The following is an 18,171-nucleotide window of genomic DNA, read 5'->3' as shown; positions in this document are numbered from 1 at the left end:
GGCGCTGCGGTGGGCGGGGAACCCGAAGAGGCGGGCGCGTGCACCGAATCTCGGTCCGGTGTGAGATGCCCTGCCGGCGGGCGGGGTTGACGGTAGTCTGCCCCCTTCGTCGAGGTGGCAACGGCCGCTTGGTTTTTCCGACAGATTCAGGGGTGACGACGTATGGCGACTGCTGCTCAACCGGAGTGGATGGCACGTCGTATCAGCGAGTTGTACGCCACCGATCCGCAATTCGCCGCGGCCCGGCCCAGCGACGTGGTCAGAGCCCAGATAGACCGTCCCGGACTGAGGTTGCCGGAGCTGGTGCGCACCGTCTGCGAGGGCTACGCCGAGCGCCCAGCGCTGGGGCAGCGCGACTACCGGCTGGTCACCGACCCCTCGACCGGTCGCACGTCGGCGCAGGCTCAACCCGGCATGACGACCATCAGTTACCGCGAGATGGCCAAGCGTGTGGACGCGGTGGCCGGAGGCCTGGCCGGTGACCCGGTGCAGCCGGGGGACCTGGTCGCCGTACTCGGCTTTACCAGCGTGGACTACACCATCGTTGACCTGGCACTGGTCCAGCTGGGCGCGGTGGCGGTGCCGGTTCAGTACACGACGGCCGCCGCCGGACTGCAGCACATCATCGCCGAGACCGAACCGACCGTGCTGGCGGTCAGCGTAGAAGACCTGCCCAAGGCGGTGGAGGTGGCCGCCACCGCATCGGCACTGCGGCGGCTCGTCGTCTTCGACTACCTCGCGCAGATCGACGATCACCGGGACGCGATCGCCGCGGCGCGCCAACGCTTGACCCAGGCGGGCAGCGCGGCCGTGGTGGAGACTTTGGCGCAGGTGATGGACCGCGGAAAAGACCGGCCCACACCGAGAGTCGATGCGCCGGCCGACAACCCGATGGTCGCGGTGCTCTACACCTCCGGGAGTACCGGGGCTCCCAAGGGCGTCATGTGTTCCGAACAGTTGGTGACCCTGGCCTGGCGGGGCATCGCACCGGCCGGACTGCGCCACGACCTGCCGAGCATCACGCTCAACTTCCGTCCGATGAGCCACGTGGTGGGACGTTCGATGCTCTACGGCACGCTGGGCGCAGGCGGCACAGCGTATTTCGTCAGCTCCCGCGATTTCTCCACCTTTCTCGACGACCTGGCTCTGGTGCGGCCCACTCAACTGAACTTCGTGCCCCGGGTCTGGGACATGCTGTCCGAGGAGTTCGGCCGCGCCGTGTCACAGCGCGTGACCGACGAAGCTGAGCGCGCGGCGGTCCAAGAGCAGGTGATGGCCCAGCAGCGCCGCGACCTGCTCGGTGCCCGCTACGTGGTGGCGTCGACGGGCTCGGCACCGATCTCGGCGGAACTGAAGGCCTGGGTGGAAGCCTTCACCGCCATCCATCTGACCGAGACCTACGGGTCGACCGAGTCGGTCTTGCTGATGGTCGACGGCCGGGTGCAGTGCCCGCCGGTGACCGACTACAAACTCGTCGACGTGCCAGAACTGGGCTACTTTCGCACCGACCGGCCGCACCCTCGGGGCGAATTCGCGGTCAAGTCCAGCAGCCAGTTCTCCGGGTACTACAAGCGGCCGGACAAGACCGCCGAGGCCTTCGACCCTGACGGCTACTACCTGACCGGCGACATCCTGGCCGAAGTGGCGCCCGGCGAGTTCACCTTCGTCGACCGACGCAACGACGTGCTCAAGCTGTCGCAGGGCGAATTCGTCACCGTCTCCAAGGTGGAGGGGGTGTTCGCCGACAGCCCGCTGATCCACCAGATCTACGTCTACGGCAACAGTGCCCGCTCCTATCTGGTGGCGGTCGTGGTTCCCGCCGAGGAAGCGTTGGCCGCCCACGACGAGCGGACGCTGGAATCGCTGATCCGGCAGTCGTTGCAGGACACTGTGAAACGCGCCGGGCTGCAGTCCTATGAGGTCCCACGCGACTTCCTCATCGAGACAGAACCGTTCACGGCGCAGAACGGGTTGCTGACGGCGGTGGGTAAGCCGGCGCGGCCCAAGCTCAAAGAGCACTACGGCGAGCGGCTCGAACGGCTCTACGACGACGTGTCCGCGCGGCAGGCGCGCGAACTGCAGGCGCTGCGCGAGGGGGCCTCCGACCGGTCGGTGCAGGAGACCGTCATCCGGGCTGCCGCGGCGTTGCTCGGGGTAAGCGCCGCCGAGTTGTCCGCAGAGGCGCGTTTCGCCGACCTGGGCGGCGATTCACTGTCGGCGCTGACGTTGTCCAACCTGCTGCACGAGATCGTGAAGGTCGAAGTGCCGGTCGGTGTCATCGTCGGACCGACCAGCGATCTGCGCACCATCGCCGGCTACGTCGAGGCGCAACGCGAATCCGGCTCCCAGCACGCCAGTTACGCCGGCGTACACGGCCCCGACGCCACCGAACTGCACGCCGCCGATCTGGCGTTGGACAAGTTCCTCGATGCCGACACCCTGGCGGCGGCGCCGACCCTGCCGCGCCCGGCCGAGCAGGTGCGTACCGTGCTCTTGACCGGCGCCACCGGCTTTTTGGGCCGATATCTGGTGCTGCAGTGGCTGGAGAGGTTGGCGCCGATCGGCGGCACACTGATCTGCCTGGTGCGCGCCGGCGACGCAGCTGAGGGCCGTGCCCGGCTGGACCAGGTCTTCGACAGCGGCGACGCCGGCCTGCTGGCCCACTATCAGCGGCTGGCCGCCGAGCATCTGGAAGTGATCGCCGGCGACAAGGGTGAACCGGGCCTCGGCGTCGACGCCAGGACCTGGCAGCGCCTGGCCGACACCGTCGACCTGATCATCGACCCGGCCGCGCTGGTCAACCACATGCTCCCGTACCGACAGTTGTTCGTGCCCAACGTGCGTGGCACGGCCGAACTCCTGCGGGTCGCGATCACCGGACGGCTCAAGCCGTACGTCTATCTGTCGACGGTGGCGGTCGGGGACCAGATACCGCCGGCGATGTTCACCGAGGATGCCGACATCCGCGCCATCAGCCCGAGCCGTCAGCTGGGCGAGGGTCACGCCAACGGATACGCCAACAGCAAGTGGGCCAGTGAAGTGCTGCTGCGGCAGGCCAACGATCTGTGCGGACTGCCGATCACGGTGTTCCGTTGCGACATGATCCTGGCCGACACCACCTACGCCGGTCAGCTGAACCTGCCGGACAACTTCACCCGGCTGATCCTGAGCCTTGCACTCACCGGAATCGTGCCCGGCTCCTTCTATGAACGGGGCCCGGACGGTGACCGGCAGCGTGCGCACTACGACGGCCTGCCGGTGGGGTTCGTGGCCGACGCGGTGTCGACGCTGGGCGAGAAATGCGACGCCGGCCACCGGACCTTCCACGTGGCCAACCCCTACGACGACGGCATCGGGCTCGACGAGTTCGCCGACTGGCTGATCGCGGCCGACCCGGCGATTCGGCGCATCGACGACTATGCGATCTGGCTGCAGCGTTTCGAGACTGCGTTGCGGGCACTGCCGGATCGGCTGCGCCAGCACTCGCTGCTGCCGCTACTGGGCAACTATCGGCGCCCGCGCACGCCCATCGCGGGATCTGTGGTGCCGGCCACCCGGTTCCGGGCAGCAGTCCAGGCGGCGAAAATCGGCCCCGACCAAGATATTCCGCACATCTCGGCGCCGATCATCGGCAAATATCTCAGCGATCTGCGCCTGTTGGGGCTGCTCGGCTGATCTGGTCAGCGGGCGAACATCAGCGCCCGCTTGACCTCCTGGATCGCCTTGGTGATCTCGATGCCGCGCGGGCAGGCATCCGTGCAGTTGAACGTGGTGCGGCAACGCCACACCCCGTCGACCTCGTTGAGGATGTCCAGGCGCTCGGCGGCGGCCTCGTCGCGGCTGTCGAAGATGAACCGGTGAGCGTTGACGATCGCGGCCGGCCCGAAGTAGGCGCCCTCGCTCCAGTACACCGGGCAACTCGTGGTGCAGATGGCGCACAGGATGCACTTGGTGGTGTCGTCGTAGCGGTGCCGGTCGGTCTGGCTCTGGATGTGCTCGCGGGTGGGGTGGTTACCGGAGGTGATCAGGTACGGCTTGACCGCCTTGTAGGCATCCATGAACGGTTCCATGTTGACCACGAGGTCTTTTTCCACCGGAAGCCCACGCAGCGGCTCGATGGTCAGCGTCAGCTCCTTGCCCGGCTTCTTGGGCAGGATGTCGCGCATCAGCAGCTTGCAGGCCAGCTTGTTGTTGCCGTTGACCCGAACCCCGTCCGAACCGCACACGCCGTGCGCGCAGGACCGGCGGAAGGTCAGGCTGCCATCCAGGTAGCTCTTGACGTAGATCAGCAGGTTGAGCAGCCGGTCGGTGGGCAGTGCGGGAACCCGGAAGCTCTGCCAGCCATCGGTGGCGGCGTAGGCGTCGGGGTTCTCCGGGTTGTACCGGGCGATCTTGAGAGTGACCATCTGCGCGCCCTCGGGGACCGCGGGCAGTGGCGGGTCACCGGCCGGGGCAGTGTCGACCAGCGCCGCCGGTGCCGGACTCGACGGCCCTGGTGAGCAGCATCCGCCCTCGGACGAGCAGCAACCGGAGTCAGCTGAGGAGGACATCAGTACTTCCGTTCCTTCGGTTCGTAGCGGGTCTGCACCACCGGCTTGTAGTCCAGCCGGATGTCGGCGATCAGGTCGGAGCCTTCTTTGTAGGCCATGGTGTGGCGCATGTAGTTGACGTCGTCACGGTTGGGGTAGTCCTCGCGGGCGTGCCCGCCGCGCGATTCCTGGCGGTTCAACGCGCCCAGCACGGTGACCTCGGCCAGCTCCAGCAGGAAGCCCAGCTCGATCGCTTCCAACAGGTCGGAGTTGAAGCGCTTGCCCTTGTCGTGCACGGTGATCCGGGCGTAGCGCTCCTTGAGCGCGTGGATGTCGGTCAACGCCTGCTTGAGGGTCTTTTCGGTGCGGAACACCGCGGCGTTGTTGTCCATGGACTGCTGCAACGCACCACGGATGTCGGCGACGCGCTCGTTGCCGTGATCGGAGAGGATGTCGGACACCCAGCCCACCACCATGTCGGCGGGGTTCTCCGGCAGCTCGACGAACTCGTGGGCATTGGCGTACTCCGCGGCGGCGATACCCGCGCGCCGGCCGAACACGTTGATGTCCAGCAGGGAGTTGGTACCGAGCCGGTTGGCGCCGTGCACCGACACGCAGGCGCATTCGCCGGCGGCGTACAGACCCGGCACCGTGTTGGTGTTGTCGCGCAGCACCTGACCGGTATTGGTGGTCGGGATCCCGCCCATCACGTAGTGGCAGGTCGGGTAGACCGGCACCAGTTCCTTGACCGGGTCCACACCCAGGTAGGTGCGGGCGAACTCGGTGATGTCCGGCAGCTTCTCCTCGAGAACCTCTTCGCCCAGGTGACGCACGTCGATGTAGACGTAGTCCTTGTTCGGTCCGGCGCCGCGGCCCTCGAGGACCTCCAGCACCATCGAGCGGGCCACGATGTCGCGTGGGGCCAGGTCGACGATCGTCGGGGCGTAGCGCTCCATGAACCGCTCGCCGTCGGCGTTGAGCAGCCGGCCGCCCTCACCGCGGACGGCTTCGGAGATCAGGATGCCCAGGCCGGCCAGACCGGTCGGGTGGAACTGGTGGAACTCCATGTCCTCCAGGGGCAGACCCTTGCGGAACACGATGCCCAGTCCGTCACCGGTCAGGGTGTGCGCATTGGAGGTCGTCTTGTACATCCGGCCCGAGCCGCCGGTGGCGAACACGATCGCCTTGGCGTGGAAGACATGGATGTCACCGGTCGCCAGCTCATAGGCGACGATGCCGGTGGCCACCGGGCCGCTGGGCGTCTCGGTGAGCACCAGGTCCAGTGCGTAGAACTCGTTGAAGAACTCCACGCCGTGCTTGACGCAGTTTTGGTACAGGGTCTGCAGGATCATGTGGCCGGTCCGGTCGGCGGCGTAACACGCGCGGCGCACCGGGGCTTTGCCGTGATCGCGGGTGTGCCCACCGAATCGACGCTGGTCGATGCGGCCCTCCGGCGTCCGGGAGAACGGCATGCCCATGTTCTCCAGGTCCAGCACCGCGTCGATGGCCTCCTTGGCCATGATCTCGACCGCGTCCTGGTCGGCCAGGTAGTCGCCGCCCTTGACCGTGTCGAAGGCGTGCCACTCCCAGTTGTCGTCCTCGACGTTGGCCAGGGCCGCGCACATGCCGCCCTGGGCCGCGCCGGTGTGGCTGCGCGTGGGGTAGAGCTTGGTCAGCACCGCGGTGCGGGCCCGGGGGGCCGCCTCGACGGCCGCGCGCATCCCGGCGCCGCCGGCACCGACGATCACCACGTCGTATCGATGTTCTTGAATCACCGCGATATCACCCGTTCGCTACCGAAATCTGCCGTCAAGAAATGTTCGCGTCGAAACTCAGCAGCACGTAGCTGCCCAGCATCAGCGTGAATATCACCGACACCGCCAACAACGCCATCAGCCAGAACCGGCTGCGGGAGCTGCGGGTGTAGTCGCCGATGATCGTGCGCAAGCCGTTGGCACCGTGCAGCTCGGCCAGCCACAACAGGCATAGGTCCCAGATCTGCCAGTACGGATGGTGCCAGCGCTCCGCCACGTAGTTGAAGTCGATGCGGTACACCCCGTCCTGCCACATCAGCATGACGAAGAGGTGCCCCAGCACCAGGAAGATCAATGCGGCACCGGAGAACCGCATGAACAGCCAGGTGTACTTCTCGAAGTTGGCCATCCCGCTGTGCCGCTGCGGCGACCGGGGGTCGCCGAGGCTGGCCGGACGGTCCCGGTCCGGGCCGAGAATCGGGGCTATCGGGCCCCTGCTGCCCTGTACCTCAGTTGTGCTCATAGGAACCGCTCCACCATGTGCATGCCGATCCGAACCATCACCGGGACCATCACCACGAGCCAGATGGCGCCGACGGCCACCAGCATCTGGCGGTGCCAGCGGGTGCCCTGCCACCAGAAGTCGATCAGGATCAGCCGGACGCCGTTGAGGCCGTGAAACAGCACCGCGGCCACCAGCCCCAGCTCCATCAGGCCGACGAGCGGGGTCTTGTAGGTCGAGATCACCTCGTTGTAGGCCTGCGGGCTCACCCGCACCAGGGCCGTGTCCAAGACGTGGACGAACAGGAAGAAAAAGATGGTCGCCCCGGTGATCCGGTGCAGCGCGAACGCCCACATTCCCGGGTCGCCCTTGTACAGACTCTGCCGCCGGAGCCGGGTCGGATCCTTCCGCGTGCCCGGCGTAGCCGAATCGGCGGATGTCGCCGTCATCAGCGCCTCCAAATTTTCTGCGGCGGCCCGCTGTGCCCGGATATACCGTGCGTACGGTCGCTCCGCAACGCCATCGCTGTCAATAACCTCGGCAAGGACTCTAAACCCATCCACAGGGTGCCCACGACCACGTAAAAGTTACCGGCGAGTAGCCAGGGCCTGCGGCTACGCTGATTTGTGTTCGTTGCCGACGGGCTGATGGGGTCAGGCGGCGCGCCCACATCGACGGGAGATCTGTTGAATGTCCCACCAAATAGACTGGGATATGTTGCGGCGCAATGTGATCAACGTTTCCGCTCATGCCTACGCGCCGTACTCCGGCCTGCGGGTGGGTGCGGCCGGGTTGACTGACGACGGCCGGGTGTTCACCGGCTGCAATGTGGAAAATGTCTCATATGGGCTGGGTCTCTGTGCCGAGTGCGCGGTGGTCTGCGGGCTCTACGCCGCCGGTGGCGGACGTTTGGTGGCGCTGTCCTGCGGTGACGCCGACGGGAACCTGCTGATGCCGTGCGGCCGGTGCCGGCAGGTGCTGCTCGAACACGGGGGCGCGCAGCTGCTCATCGACCACCCGGCCGGGGCCCGGACGTTGGCCGAGCTGCTCCCGGACGCCTTCGGGCCCGAGGCGCTGCCTTGACCAGCGCCGTTGCACCTTTCGATGCCCCGACGCTGATCGCCACCAAGCGCGACGGCCACCGGCTGCCCGACGCCGGCATCGACTGGCTGATCGACGGCTACACCGCTGGGTGGGTGGCCGAAGAACAGATGTCGGCGCTGCTGATGGCGATCTACCTGCGTGGGATGGACGAGCAGGAGACCGCCCGGTGGACGCGAGCCATGATCGCTTCGGGCGAGCAGATGGACTTCACCGATCTGCGCCGCGACGGCCTGCCCCTGAAAACGGTGGACAAGCACTCCACCGGTGGGGTCGGGGACAAGATCACCTTGCCTTTGGTCGCCGTCGTCGCCGCCTGCGGTGCCGCGGTGCCCAGTGCCTCGGGTCGCGGCCTGGGCCATACCGGCGGCACCCTGGACAAACTGGAGGCGATCGCGGGTTTCGATGCGACGCTGTCGACGGCCCGGCTGCGTGAACAGCTGGTCGGGGTGGGCGCGGCGGTATTCGCCGCGGGCGCCCTGGCCCCGGCCGACGCCAAGCTCTACGCGCTGCGGGACATCACCGCCACCGTGGAGTCGCTGCCGCTGATCGCCAGCTCGGTGATGAGCAAGAAACTGGCCGAAGGGGCCGCGGCGCTGGTACTCGACGTCAAGGTCGGCTCCGGTGCCTTCATGAAGTCTGCTGAACAGGCCCGGGCCTTGGCCGACAGGATGGTCGACCTGGGCGCGGCATACGGGGTGCCGACCCGTGCGCTGCTCACGGACATGAGCTCGCCGCTGGGGGCCACGGTCGGCAACGCCCTCGAGGTCGCCGAGGCGCTGGAGGTGCTGGCCGGGGGCGGGTCTGACGATGTCGTGGAGCTGACGGTGCGGCTGGCGCAGGAGATGCTGGACCTGGCCGGCATCCACGACGCCGATCCGGCCCACTGCCTGCGTGACGGCACCGCCATGGACCGTTTCACCGCCATGGTCGCCGCCCAGGGCGGAGACCTGAGCGTGCCGTTGCCGCTGGGGGCGTGCACGGAGACCGTGACGGCCGATCGGGGTGGCGTCATGGGCGACATCGATGCGATGGCGGTAGCGCAGGCGGCGTGGCGGCTGGGCGCGGGCCGGTCGACGCCGGGGGAGCGGGTGCAGCACGGGGCCGGGGTGCGGATCCACCGGCGGCCGGGCGAGCCGGTGACCGCCGGGCAGGCCCTGTTCACCCTCTATACCGACACGCCCGAGCGGCTCGCACCGGCGTGCGGCGAGCTCGACGGCGGCTATCGCGTGCTGCGTCTCGGCGACACGCCGCCGCTCCGGCGTCCCCTGATCATCGAGGCCACCCCATGATGAAGCCATGAGCACACCGGTCAGCCTGGAGACCATCCGGGGAGTCCCCAAGGCGCTGCTGCACGATCACCTCGACGGTGGCCTGCGGCCGGCCACCGTCGTCGACATCGCCGGGCAGGTCGGCTACGACGCCCTCCCGGCGACCGACCCCGACGAGCTGGCGCTGTGGTTCCGGACCCGTTCCCACAGCGGCTCACTGGAGCGCTATCTGGAGCCGTTCAGCCATACCGTGGCCGTGATGCAGACCGCCGACGCCCTCTACCGGGTGGCCCGGGAATGCGTCGAAGACCTCGTCGCCGACGCGGTGGTCTATGCCGAGGTGCGCTTTGCCCCGGAACTGCACATCGAGGGCGGGCTGTCCTTCGATGAGGTGACCGACGCGGTGCTGGCGGGTTTTGCCGACGGTGAGCGCGACGCGGCGGTGGCCGGCCGCGAGATCACGGTGCGCTGCCTGGTCACCGCGATGCGTCACGCGGCGCTCTCGCGTGAGATCGCCGAGCTGGCCATCCGGTTCCGGGACAAGGGCGTGGTGGGCTTCGACATCGCCGGTGCCGAGGCCGGCCACCCGCCGACCCGGCACCTGGACGCCTTCGAGTACATGCGTGACCACAACGCCCGATTCACCATCCACGCCGGCGAGGCGTTCGGCCTTCCGTCGATCCACGAAGCCATCGCGTTCTGTGGTGCCGACCGGCTGGGGCACGGGGTGCGGATCACCGACGACATCACCGTCGACGACACCGGCGCGGTGCGGCTGGGCCGGCTGGCGGCGATCGTCCGGGACAAGCGGGTCCCTCTGGAGTTGTGCCCGAGTTCCAACGTGCAGACCGGCGCGGTCGGCAGCATCGCCGAACACCCCTTCGACCTGTTGGCCCGCGCTCGACTTCGGGTCACGGTCAATACCGACAACCGGCTGATGAGTGACACCACCATGAGCAAGGAGATGCTGGTGTTGGCCGAGACGTTCGGTTACGGCTGGGTCGATCTGCAACGGTTCACGGTGAACGCGATGAAGTCGGCATTCATCCCGTTCGACCAGCGGGTCGCGATCATCGAGGAAGTGATCAAGCCGCGATACGCGGCGTTGATCGACTGATTCGATCCAGGAACAACGCCGAAGGCCGGGCAATCGCGCTGGCGACTGCCCGGCCTTCGATCGCGGATCAGTGTTCGGTGACAGTGGCCTCGGCGTCACCGGTCTTCCAGGTGATGATGCCGTGTTCGAACGTGGTCTGCTTGGACCCGTCAGCGTTGGTGGTCTCGTCGCTGGTCGGGTAGCCGAGCTTGCCCTGCGAGCCGCCCAACTCATTCCACTTGTCGCGGATCTTGCCCCACACCACGTACGAACGCGTGGTGTGAACGATCACGCCACCGTCGAACTGCTGGTAGATGCCGCCGTCGGGGTTCTTCTGCTCGGCGCCGGTGGGCTCACCCAAGTCCTGCTTGGCGGCCGCGTCCAGCGAGTCGAGCTTGGCCAGGATCGGCCCCGAAACGGTGTACTCCTTGCCGTCGGCACCGGTGATCACGGTGGAGCTGCCGGCGCCGTCCTCGTCGGGGGCACCGACCACGGAGCTGACCGCAGAGGAGATCGCGGAGCCGGCCGACGACGCGGCCGAGCTTGCCGCGGATGCAGCCGAGCTGGCCGAGCTGAGGGCCTCGTTGGTCTTGTCCTTGGTGCTGCTGCTGCAACCCGTGCCGATCAGCGCGACTCCCAAAACTGCTGCGGATACTGCTGCGGCCCGCTGCGTTGCCTTGCGCATGTGTAGTCCTTTCGAATTGGAAGGCCCCCGCAAACCGCACGGCTCGGCCCGAGTGTTACCGGGCCAGATGTTAGTCGCGAATATCACGAGTCGACAGTGAAATGAGCAAATGATTGCCGCAATTCGAAATGAATTTCCGCAGTACGAGGCATGTCGCGCTGCGTGACGTCAGGCGCCACCTTCACCGAAGTGACGTGGCGATCGGCAAAGAGCTACTCGCGCCGCAGCCGTGACTGCACGAATTGTTCGAGCTGCTCCCATTCTTTGACTGCCGGAGCGAATGGCCGCTGCGGCTCGCCCACCGATTCCCGGTCGAGCACGTAGCTGACCATGCGGCCCAGCGGACGCTCGGGCTTGAGTGTTTCAGCGACCACGCCGTCCTCGGCGTAGGTGCCGACATCCTGGAGAAACTCGACGGCCAGGTCGAGCTGCTCGCGGTCCACCGCGTCCGGCCCGTCGGTGAGGTCGTCGGTCATTCCCGACAGCACGTAGACGTTGTCTTCGGTGATGTCGATCGACAGGGAACCGTCGGTGGCGGCGGTCCGGATGTCGTCGTAGGTGCTCAGATCCGACAAGTCGTGGTCGTGCTCGTCGGCCAGATACCGGGCCAGGGCGCGCTCGGAGCCGAAGACGCTGATCCGGCCATTGCGGCCCAGGAACACCGGCTGCTCTCCGAGATAGCAACGCAGCGTGAAGTACGTGCCGTTGTCGGTGATGATCCGAATCGGGTCAATGCCCACCTTGGTCCAGAAGTCCTCGTCACCACCGAGGACCACCCGGTCGCCTGCGGCGCGCTCGCCGGTCTTGACCGCCGCCGCCTCCTCGTCCTGGGCGTCCGTGCCGGTGGTGTCCTCGGCTTCGTCGGTCTCCGCGGGAGTCGGCTCCGGCTCGGCGGGAGCATCCGCGGCCAGCTCCTCGGCGGCCCGCGACGCCGCGGCGGCGTCGACGTCGGGCGTCGTGATGATCTCTTCGACCGCGGTGAGCGCATTGCCCCAGTTGCGACCGATGACCTCGGCGATCAGATCCCAGCGCTTGCGGCCGGCCCGGCCGGTGAAGTTGTCGACGCCGCCGGCCAGCCATCCCAGGTTGGGATTGCCGTTGAAGAACTTGGTCACCGCGGGCAGGTCGCACACCGAACCGATCGCCGAGACGATCTCCAATGCGGCGGCAATTTCCGCAACGGACTGTGCCGTCGGCTTCTCGGTCAGCAGTTCCTCGACCGCGATCAGGTCGTACTCGTCGTCGATGGCCGGTTCGAGTTTGTGGGCATTGGCCTGGACGAGTTGGGGCCAGCCCGGGTGGTCCACCAGGTCGTTGTTGGCGTTGACGCGTACGAACGCCACCAGGTCCGCCACGGTGGCGAAGCCGTAGAGGTCTTCGTCCCTGCCCAGAAACGCCTGCCACTCATCGCCGGAGTCGCGCCAACTCGGCGCCCAGAGGGTGTAGCGGTCGCCGGCGGTCACCGTGAGGCGGATCGGTACGAGGTCAGCTGCCATGGCGCAAACAATAACGATGCACGCTGGCGGCCCTGAAGCCGGGATTGCGCCGGGATCAGCACCGGGACCGGCGCGGCGCCACCGCATCGCAGTGGGAAGAACTCAGAAATTTGTGTTGCCCGGGTCATCGGGTGGCTAGGGTTCCCGCCGGGGGCGTGAGCCCTGGCAGGGCTTGATCATGACGGAACCGGCGCCCCTCATCCGGCCGGCGGTTTCAGCAAACGGCAGATCGACTGTCTTCGATTTGACAACACGTGTTTTCTGAAAGAAGGTCAACACTGAAATCTGCCTAATAGATTAATGTGATCTTGTCAGGTGGATTATGTGATCGCCGATCACAAATTCCAGACGACCCGGGAGGTCTGCGATGACGGCTAAGCGAGTTCATCCGCTGGGGGCCACGCTGCTGGCCGCGCTGTGCGCCGTCCTACTGGGTATGTCGTCGCTGCTGAGTCCGGCGCTGGCGTCGCGGGTCGACAAGATGATCGCCGATGTCGCGCTGCTCGCCGGCGAGAGCTGGATCATGAGCGGCACCGGCACCTCGGACCCGAACCTCGGCAACTACATGAACGCGGTGCTCGACTTCTACCTGCAGCCGACGACTCCGTGGTTCGCCGGACAGGCCACCTACCCGGGCTACGTACCCAACGGTCTGATCACCCCCGAACAGTTCTGTCCGATCGTCTGCCAGCCCTTGCCCGTTCCCCAGCTGAACTTCGCCGATTCGCTGGCCCAGGGCGCCGCCAACCTCGAAGGCGCCATCCGCCCGCAACTGGAGGCCGGTGAGAACGTCACCGTGTTCGGCTTCTCGCAGAGCGCCGTCGTCTCCACGCTGGCCATGCAGAACCTGCTCGCTGACGCGCCGGGCGGTTCCTACGACCCGCTGAACCTGCAGTTCGTGCTGATCGGAGACCCCAACAGTCCGATCGGCGGCATCCTGAGCCGGCTGCACTTCGCAGACGGGCTCGATGGGAACATGCAGCACATCCCGTTCCTGAACATCCCGGTGGGCATCGGCGCGGGTCCGACCGATTTCGCGGCCAGTATCTACAGCACCGAATACGACGGGTGGTCCAACTTCCCGCAGAACCCGCTCAACCTGCTGGCGGTCATCAACGCGTTGATGGGAATCCCGGCGGTACACAACGCCTATTTCAACGACAATCTCGCCAACGTCATCGAGCTCGGCTCGATCGGGTCGAACGACTTCTACATGCTGCCCACCGCTCACCTGCCGATCCTGGGGCCCCTCTACGCGCTGGGAGATGTGGGCAAGCTCGTCGGCGACGCGCTGTCGCCCATGCTGAAGATGGCCATCGACTGGGGCTACGGCAACCCCGGTGCCCCCGACGCCGGCATCACCGTGAACGGTGTGGACCCTATCGGCGCGGCCGGATCCTGGGCGGTCACCGCCACCGGCCAACTGTCCGAGGACACCGGAGTCGCAGGATTCCTGTTGCGGATGGACCCGCTGCAGATGTTGGCCGGCATGCAATACGCCGGTGTGCAGAGCTTTGCCAACACCGTCAACAACCTGCTGGACTTCGCCGGTCTGGCTCCGCTGTCGCAGTCCATCATCGATGCACTGCTCACCGGCTACAACTTCACGATCGACCTGGACCAGATGCTGCTCAACGGGTGGCAAGACCTGGCCACCGAATGGAACGTCCTGGACGTGCTTGGCCCTGACGCGATTTTCAATGGGGCGCCGCTGATCTCCGGTCAGCCGGTGCTGGACCTGGTCGGCGTGGGTTTCAGCCTGCTCAACTACCTCGGCATCGACCTCTGATCGATGCATACACGGCGGCCGCTGGGGGCGGTGCTGATTGCGGCGGCCTCGGTCCTGGCGGCGACCTGCGGGCCGGACGTGGCATCGGCCGGCCTGCAGGAGCGGCACGATGTCGAGCTGTTGGCCGGTGACGGCTGGATCATGGGCCCGACCAGCATTCCCGACCCCACGGTCGGCGGCTACATGGATGCGGTGCTCGACTTGTTCCTGCAGCCGGCCTCGCCGTGGTTCCCGGGGCAACCGACCTTCCCCGGCTCCACATTCGAGCCCTTGGTCACCCCTAACCAGTTCTGCCCGTTGGTGTGTCTGCCCCCGCCGAATCCCCAACTGACGTTCGCTCAATCGATAGCCAGCGGCACTGAGATCTTGCGGGCCGCGGTGGTGCCGCAATTGGAAGACGGTTCACAAGTCACGGTGTTCGGCTACTCGCAGAGCGCCACCGTCTCCACCCAGCTGATGATCGACCTGCTCGCCCAGCCGCCGGGCGGCGGCTACGACCCGGACAACCTCAACTTCGTGCTGATCGGCAATCCCAGCAACCCGCTCGGTGGCGTCCTGACCCGCTTTCCCGCCTATCCGCTGTTGAGCGACCAGCCGGTCACCCTGCCGTTCTTGGGCATCCCGCTGAGCATCGGTCCGACGCCGACCAGCGGATTCGAGACCGACATCTACACCGGCGAATACGACGGCCTGGCCAACTTCCCGCAGGATCCGACGAACCTGCTGGCCATGCTCAACGCGCTGATCGGTACGGCGACGGTGCACTTCTCCTACATCGACTTCGACAACCTGGCCGACACCATCGACCTCGGCCGCATCGGGGACACCGACTTCTACCTGATTCCCCAACAGCTGCCGCTGCTGTGGCCCATCTACCAGCTCGGTGACGTCGGCAAGGTCATCGGTGACGCGCTGGCGCCCCTGCTGAAGCTGGTAATCGACTGGGGCTACGGCAATCCCGGCAATCCGTTCGTCGGCGTCAACGGAACTGACGCCGTGGGGCCCTGGGCGGTCAACGCCAGTGGCGAATTGGCTGACGGTTCCGACGTCGCGGGTTTGCTGCTGCGAATGGACCCGCTGCAGATGTTCGCCGGGCTGCAGTACGCCGCGGTGCGCAGCTTCGTCGACCCGGTCAACGATCTCTTGGGTTTCGGCGGGTTGAGCCCGCTGTCGGATGGCTTCGTCGACGCACTGCTGACCGGCTATCGCGTCACTAATGACGTCGACGCGTACATCCTCGACGCCTGGAACGAGCTGGCGGTGTCGCTGAATGTCGCCGACTGGCTGGGCCCGGACGCGGTGTTCAACGGCGAACCGCTTATCTCGCTTGCTCCGGTGCTGGAGATGGGTGGGGTGGTCTTTGAGATCCTCAACTTCCTCGGCGCATGACCCGTAGGGTCCCAGGCGTGGATGTCTGCGTGGTCGATCACCCGCTGGCCGCAGCCCGATTGGCCACGTTGCGCGACCAGAGCAGTGGCAACGCGGTATTCCGGTCGGCGCTGAGCGACCTGACCTGGATGCTGGTCTATGAAGCCACCCGCGAGGCGCCCCGCGTGGAGATCACCGTGCGCACCCCGCTGACCGAAACCGTTGGGGCGCGGCTGGCGCAGCCCCCGTTGTTGGTACCGGTGCTGCGCGCGGGTCTGGGCATGGTCGAGGCCGCACACGCACTGATACCCGAGGCCAATGTCGGCTTCGTCGGTGTGGCCCGCGACGAGGCCACCCACCGGCCGGTGCCGTATCTGGCATCGCTGCCCGCCGACCTCAGCGGCACACCGGTCATGGTCCTCGACCCGATGCTGGCCACCGGTGGTTCCCTGGTGCACACCCTGGGACTGCTGTGCGAACGCGGCGCGACCGACATCACCGTGCTGTGCGTGGTGGCCGCTCCGGAGGGGGTGGCGGCGCTCGGGCAGGCGGCACCGGGAGTGCGGCTGATCACCGCCACCGTGGACGACGGACTGAACGAGAACGCCTACATCGTTCCGGGACTGGGAGATGCCGGCGACCGCCAGTTCGGGCCGCGCTGAATTCTCTGCCGTCATACCGGCTACCGATTTTCTACCCTCATGCGGCGACCGGCGGGCGTGTGTGGTTGTTGCCCGCCTTTGAGCGACAAACATTTCTTGCGTTGCTGGATTCGGCCCCGCCGACTCCCGTTGTCGCTCAAAGGCGGGCAATCATCACATACGGTCGGGTTGGTGCCAGCTGAGCCGGGTGTGGCGGCTGGTAGTTGATGGAGCGATCGGGCGTTACCAGGAGCGGACCACATCGGCGACGGCCTGGCACACCCGCTGCGCCTCGGCGTGGTCCGCGGCGAGGTCATCCGACGGTGGCCGGGTGACTTCCAGATAGCACTTGAGCTTCGGTTCGGTCCCGGACGGACGGACTACCACCCGTACCGTGGTGCCGGCCCGCTCGCCGGTGAACTCCAGGGCATCGGTGGTCGGCCCGCTGCGGTGCAGTAGATCGCTTGCAGTCACGGCGAATTCAGCGAGTTCGCCCGGCGGATCGGAACGCAGCCGGGCCATCACACCGGCCGCCTCGGCCGGACTCCCGACCCGGCGTGTCACGGCGTCAGTGACATGAACACCGTGCCGCCGGGCCAGCCCGTCCAAGGCCTGCAGAATCGAGCTGCCTCGACCCCGCAGCGCCGCCAGCAGGTCGCAGGCCAGCACCGCTGCGCTGATACCGTCCTTGTCCCGCACCGCCTCTGGGTCGACGCAGTAGCCGATGGCCTCCTCGTAGGCGTAGGCAAGCGTGGCACCTGGCGGCCCGACGGGCGGCATGTCGGCGCGCGCCAGCCATTTGAAGCCGGTCAGCGTCTCGACATGTCGAGCGCCGTAGTGCTGCGCGATCCGCGCCAGCATGCGCGACGAGACCACGCTGCTGGCCACCACGGCGGCGCCCGCGCGTGTCGCGGGCAGCTGCGACAGCAGATAGTCGCCTAACAGCCAACCGGTTTCGTTGCCGCTCAGCATCCGCCAGCCCCGCGGGCCGCAGATGCCGACGGCGCATCGGTCGGCGTCGGGGTCCAAGGCGATCGCGATGTCGGCGTCGACCTCGGTGGCCCGCTCCAAGAGCGCATCGGTGGCGCCGGGTTCTTCCGGGTTGGGGAAGGTCACCGTGGGGAATTCCGGGTCGGGATCGAACTGGGCGGCCACCGTGTGGATGTCGGTGATGCCCGCGGCGCGCAGGGCCGCCACCGCCACCTTTCCGCCGACACCGTGCAGCGGTGTCAGTGCTACTCGAACCCCGGTGCGGCTGCGGCGCACCGTGGCTGCCCGTGCGATGTAGCGTGCCAGCAGCTCGTCTCCGGTCGGGGTGACGGGGCGCCGGGCGATGGTGTCGGCTGGGGGAGCGTCGGCCATGGCGTCTTCGATCTCGGTGTCGATCGGCGAGACGATCTGGATGCCGCCGTCGAAGTACACCTTGTAGCCGTTGTCGGCGGCCGGATTGTGCGAGGCGGTGATCTGGACCCCGGCAGCTGCGCCGGTGTGGCGCACCGCAAATGCCAGTACCGGTGTCGGCGACGGATCCGGTAACAGCAACACCGAAAAGCCTGCTGCGGCAAACACTTCCGCCGTCGCTGTGGCGAACATCTCCGATCCGTGCCGCGCGTCGCGGCCCACCACCACCGTCGACCCGGTGCGTTGATGGGCGGACAGAACGCGGGCCACCGCCCAGCTGGCGCGCAGCACCACGGCGAGGTTCATCGCATCGGGCCCGCCGCGCACCGGACCGCGCAGCCCGGCGGTGCCGAACCTCAGCGGTGCCGCGAACCGGACGGCTAACTCGTCGGGGCTGCATGCTCTGAGCTCCGCGGCGGTCACCGGGTCGGGATCGTGCGCGATCCATTCCTTGGGAGTCACCTGCCAATTGTGCCAATTGTGGCAATCGACGTCGCGTCCAATATCAACTACTTGTTACTCTTCCCCGGTTTGCGTC

At 67.1% G+C, this 18,171-nt stretch carries 14 protein-coding genes; 7 read left to right on the top strand and 7 right to left on the bottom strand.

The genetic code is table 11. From position 1 onward, the window contains the following. Nucleotides 1-162 precede the first annotated feature (162 nt). Nucleotides 163-3,675 carry a carboxylic acid reductase gene (car, locus tag BST15_RS01320; protein WP_046190947.1) on the top strand — a complete coding sequence of 1,171 codons (3,513 nt, stop codon included), beginning with the start codon at nt 163-165 and terminating at the stop codon, nt 3,673-3,675. Between the two features lie 5 nt (nt 3,676-3,680). On the opposite strand, the gene BST15_RS01315 is transcribed toward car, so the two are convergent. The 4 genes from BST15_RS01315 to sdhC are packed head-to-tail and all read right to left on the bottom strand — an operon-like array spanning nt 3,681 to nt 7,234. Further along, nucleotides 3,681-4,550 (bottom strand): succinate dehydrogenase iron-sulfur subunit, encoded by an 870-nt coding sequence (locus tag BST15_RS01315; protein ID WP_234708256.1) that lies wholly within the window; start codon nt 4,548-4,550, stop codon nt 3,681-3,683. Next, nucleotides 4,550-6,304, bottom strand: a complete 1,755-nt coding sequence (gene sdhA / locus BST15_RS01310) for a succinate dehydrogenase flavoprotein subunit (RefSeq protein ID WP_046190948.1) — start codon at nt 6,302-6,304, stop codon at nt 4,550-4,552. Before sdhA ends, BST15_RS01315 begins: the two co-directional genes overlap by 1 nt. Before the next feature lie 34 nt (nt 6,305-6,338). Further along, on the bottom strand, nt 6,339-6,806 hold the full coding sequence (locus BST15_RS01305; protein ID WP_046190949.1) for a succinate dehydrogenase hydrophobic membrane anchor subunit: 468 nt from the start codon (nt 6,804-6,806) through the stop codon (nt 6,339-6,341). Continuing rightward, on the bottom strand, nt 6,803-7,234 hold the full coding sequence (gene sdhC / locus BST15_RS01300) for a succinate dehydrogenase, cytochrome b556 subunit (protein WP_082104095.1): 432 nt from the start codon (nt 7,232-7,234) through the stop codon (nt 6,803-6,805). The genes BST15_RS01305 and sdhC overlap by 4 nt, the downstream gene beginning before the upstream one ends. A 241-nt stretch (nt 7,235-7,475) precedes the next feature. Here sdhC and BST15_RS01295 point away from each other — a divergent pair, with 241 nt between their 5' ends. From BST15_RS01295 to BST15_RS01285, 3 genes are read left to right on the top strand one after another with little or no spacing between them, the layout of a single operon-like run. After that, nucleotides 7,476-7,868 carry a cytidine deaminase gene (locus BST15_RS01295; RefSeq protein ID WP_046190951.1) on the top strand — a complete coding sequence of 131 codons (393 nt, stop codon included), beginning with the start codon at nt 7,476-7,478 and terminating at the stop codon, nt 7,866-7,868. Further along, the gene (locus BST15_RS01290; RefSeq protein ID WP_046190952.1) at nt 7,865-9,178 is read left to right on the top strand and encodes a thymidine phosphorylase; all 1,314 of its coding nucleotides are present in this window, start codon (nt 7,865-7,867) and stop codon (nt 9,176-9,178) included. Before BST15_RS01295 ends, BST15_RS01290 begins: the two co-directional genes overlap by 4 nt. Nucleotides 9,179-9,185: 7 nt before the next feature. After that, nucleotides 9,186-10,274, top strand: a complete 1,089-nt coding sequence (locus BST15_RS01285; RefSeq protein WP_046190953.1) for an adenosine deaminase — start codon at nt 9,186-9,188, stop codon at nt 10,272-10,274. A 67-nt stretch (nt 10,275-10,341) separates the two neighbouring features. On the opposite strand, the gene BST15_RS22330 is transcribed toward BST15_RS01285, so the two are convergent. Together BST15_RS22330 and satS are read right to left on the bottom strand one after the other, a co-directional pair. Continuing rightward, nucleotides 10,342-10,938 (bottom strand): LGFP repeat-containing protein, encoded by a 597-nt coding sequence (locus BST15_RS22330; protein WP_188108749.1) that lies wholly within the window; start codon nt 10,936-10,938, stop codon nt 10,342-10,344. 212 nt (nt 10,939-11,150) lie between these two features. Next, on the bottom strand, nt 11,151-12,434 hold the full coding sequence (satS, locus tag BST15_RS01275) for a protein export chaperone SatS (protein ID WP_046686395.1): 1,284 nt from the start codon (nt 12,432-12,434) through the stop codon (nt 11,151-11,153). A gap of 367 nt (nt 12,435-12,801) precedes the next feature. On the opposite strand from satS, the gene BST15_RS01270 reads away from it, so the two are divergent. Genes BST15_RS01270 through upp form a run of 3 tightly spaced genes read left to right on the top strand, consistent with a single transcriptional unit; the run spans nt 12,802 to nt 16,253 of the window. Next, nucleotides 12,802-14,223, top strand: a complete 1,422-nt coding sequence (locus tag BST15_RS01270) for a PE-PPE domain-containing protein (protein WP_234708257.1) — start codon at nt 12,802-12,804, stop codon at nt 14,221-14,223. A 3-nt stretch (nt 14,224-14,226) separates the two neighbouring features. Continuing rightward, nucleotides 14,227-15,612, top strand: coding sequence for a PE-PPE domain-containing protein (locus tag BST15_RS01265; protein ID WP_046190688.1), 1,386 nt, complete (start codon nt 14,227-14,229; stop codon nt 15,610-15,612). 17 nt (nt 15,613-15,629) lie between these two features. Next, nucleotides 15,630-16,253, top strand: a complete 624-nt coding sequence (gene upp, locus BST15_RS01260) for a uracil phosphoribosyltransferase (RefSeq protein ID WP_046190689.1) — start codon at nt 15,630-15,632, stop codon at nt 16,251-16,253. Nucleotides 16,254-16,475: 222 nt separating this feature from the next. On the opposite strand, the gene BST15_RS01255 is transcribed toward upp, so the two are convergent. After that, nucleotides 16,476-18,095 carry a phospho-sugar mutase gene (locus BST15_RS01255; RefSeq protein ID WP_046190690.1) on the bottom strand — a complete coding sequence of 540 codons (1,620 nt, stop codon included), beginning with the start codon at nt 18,093-18,095 and terminating at the stop codon, nt 16,476-16,478. Between the last annotated feature and the right edge of the window lie 76 nt (nt 18,096-18,171).

This window comes from Mycolicibacter arupensis (assembly GCF_002086515.1).
GTDB classification, from domain to species: domain Bacteria; phylum Actinomycetota; class Actinomycetes; order Mycobacteriales; family Mycobacteriaceae; genus Mycobacterium; species Mycobacterium arupense.
Note: the sequence above shows the minus strand (reverse complement) of the source record. Positions and strands in the feature narration are given on the sequence as shown.

What these genes read in the sequence shown, in the direction of transcription:
- car (WP_046190947.1), top strand. Translation starts at nt 163, where the DNA reads ATGGCGACTGCTGCTCAACCGGAGTGGATGGCACGTCGTATCAGCGAG.
- BST15_RS01315 (WP_234708256.1), bottom strand. Translation starts at nt 4,550, where the DNA reads ATGTCCTCCTCAGCTGACTCCGGTTGCTGCTCGTCCGAGGGCGGATGC.
- BST15_RS01305 (WP_046190949.1), bottom strand. Translation starts at nt 6,806, where the DNA reads ATGAGCACAACTGAGGTACAGGGCAGCAGGGGCCCGATAGCCCCGATT.
- sdhC (WP_082104095.1), bottom strand. Translation starts at nt 7,234, where the DNA reads ATGACGGCGACATCCGCCGATTCGGCTACGCCGGGCACGCGGAAGGAT.
- BST15_RS01295 (WP_046190951.1), top strand. Translation starts at nt 7,476, where the DNA reads ATGTCCCACCAAATAGACTGGGATATGTTGCGGCGCAATGTGATCAAC.
- BST15_RS01285 (WP_046190953.1), top strand. Translation starts at nt 9,186, where the DNA reads ATGAGCACACCGGTCAGCCTGGAGACCATCCGGGGAGTCCCCAAGGCG.
- BST15_RS22330 (WP_188108749.1), bottom strand. Translation starts at nt 10,938, where the DNA reads ATGCGCAAGGCAACGCAGCGGGCCGCAGCAGTATCCGCAGCAGTTTTG.
- satS (WP_046686395.1), bottom strand. Translation starts at nt 12,434, where the DNA reads ATGGCAGCTGACCTCGTACCGATCCGCCTCACGGTGACCGCCGGCGAC.
- BST15_RS01270 (WP_234708257.1), top strand. Translation starts at nt 12,802, where the DNA reads ATGACGGCTAAGCGAGTTCATCCGCTGGGGGCCACGCTGCTGGCCGCG.
- BST15_RS01265 (WP_046190688.1), top strand. Translation starts at nt 14,227, where the DNA reads ATGCATACACGGCGGCCGCTGGGGGCGGTGCTGATTGCGGCGGCCTCG.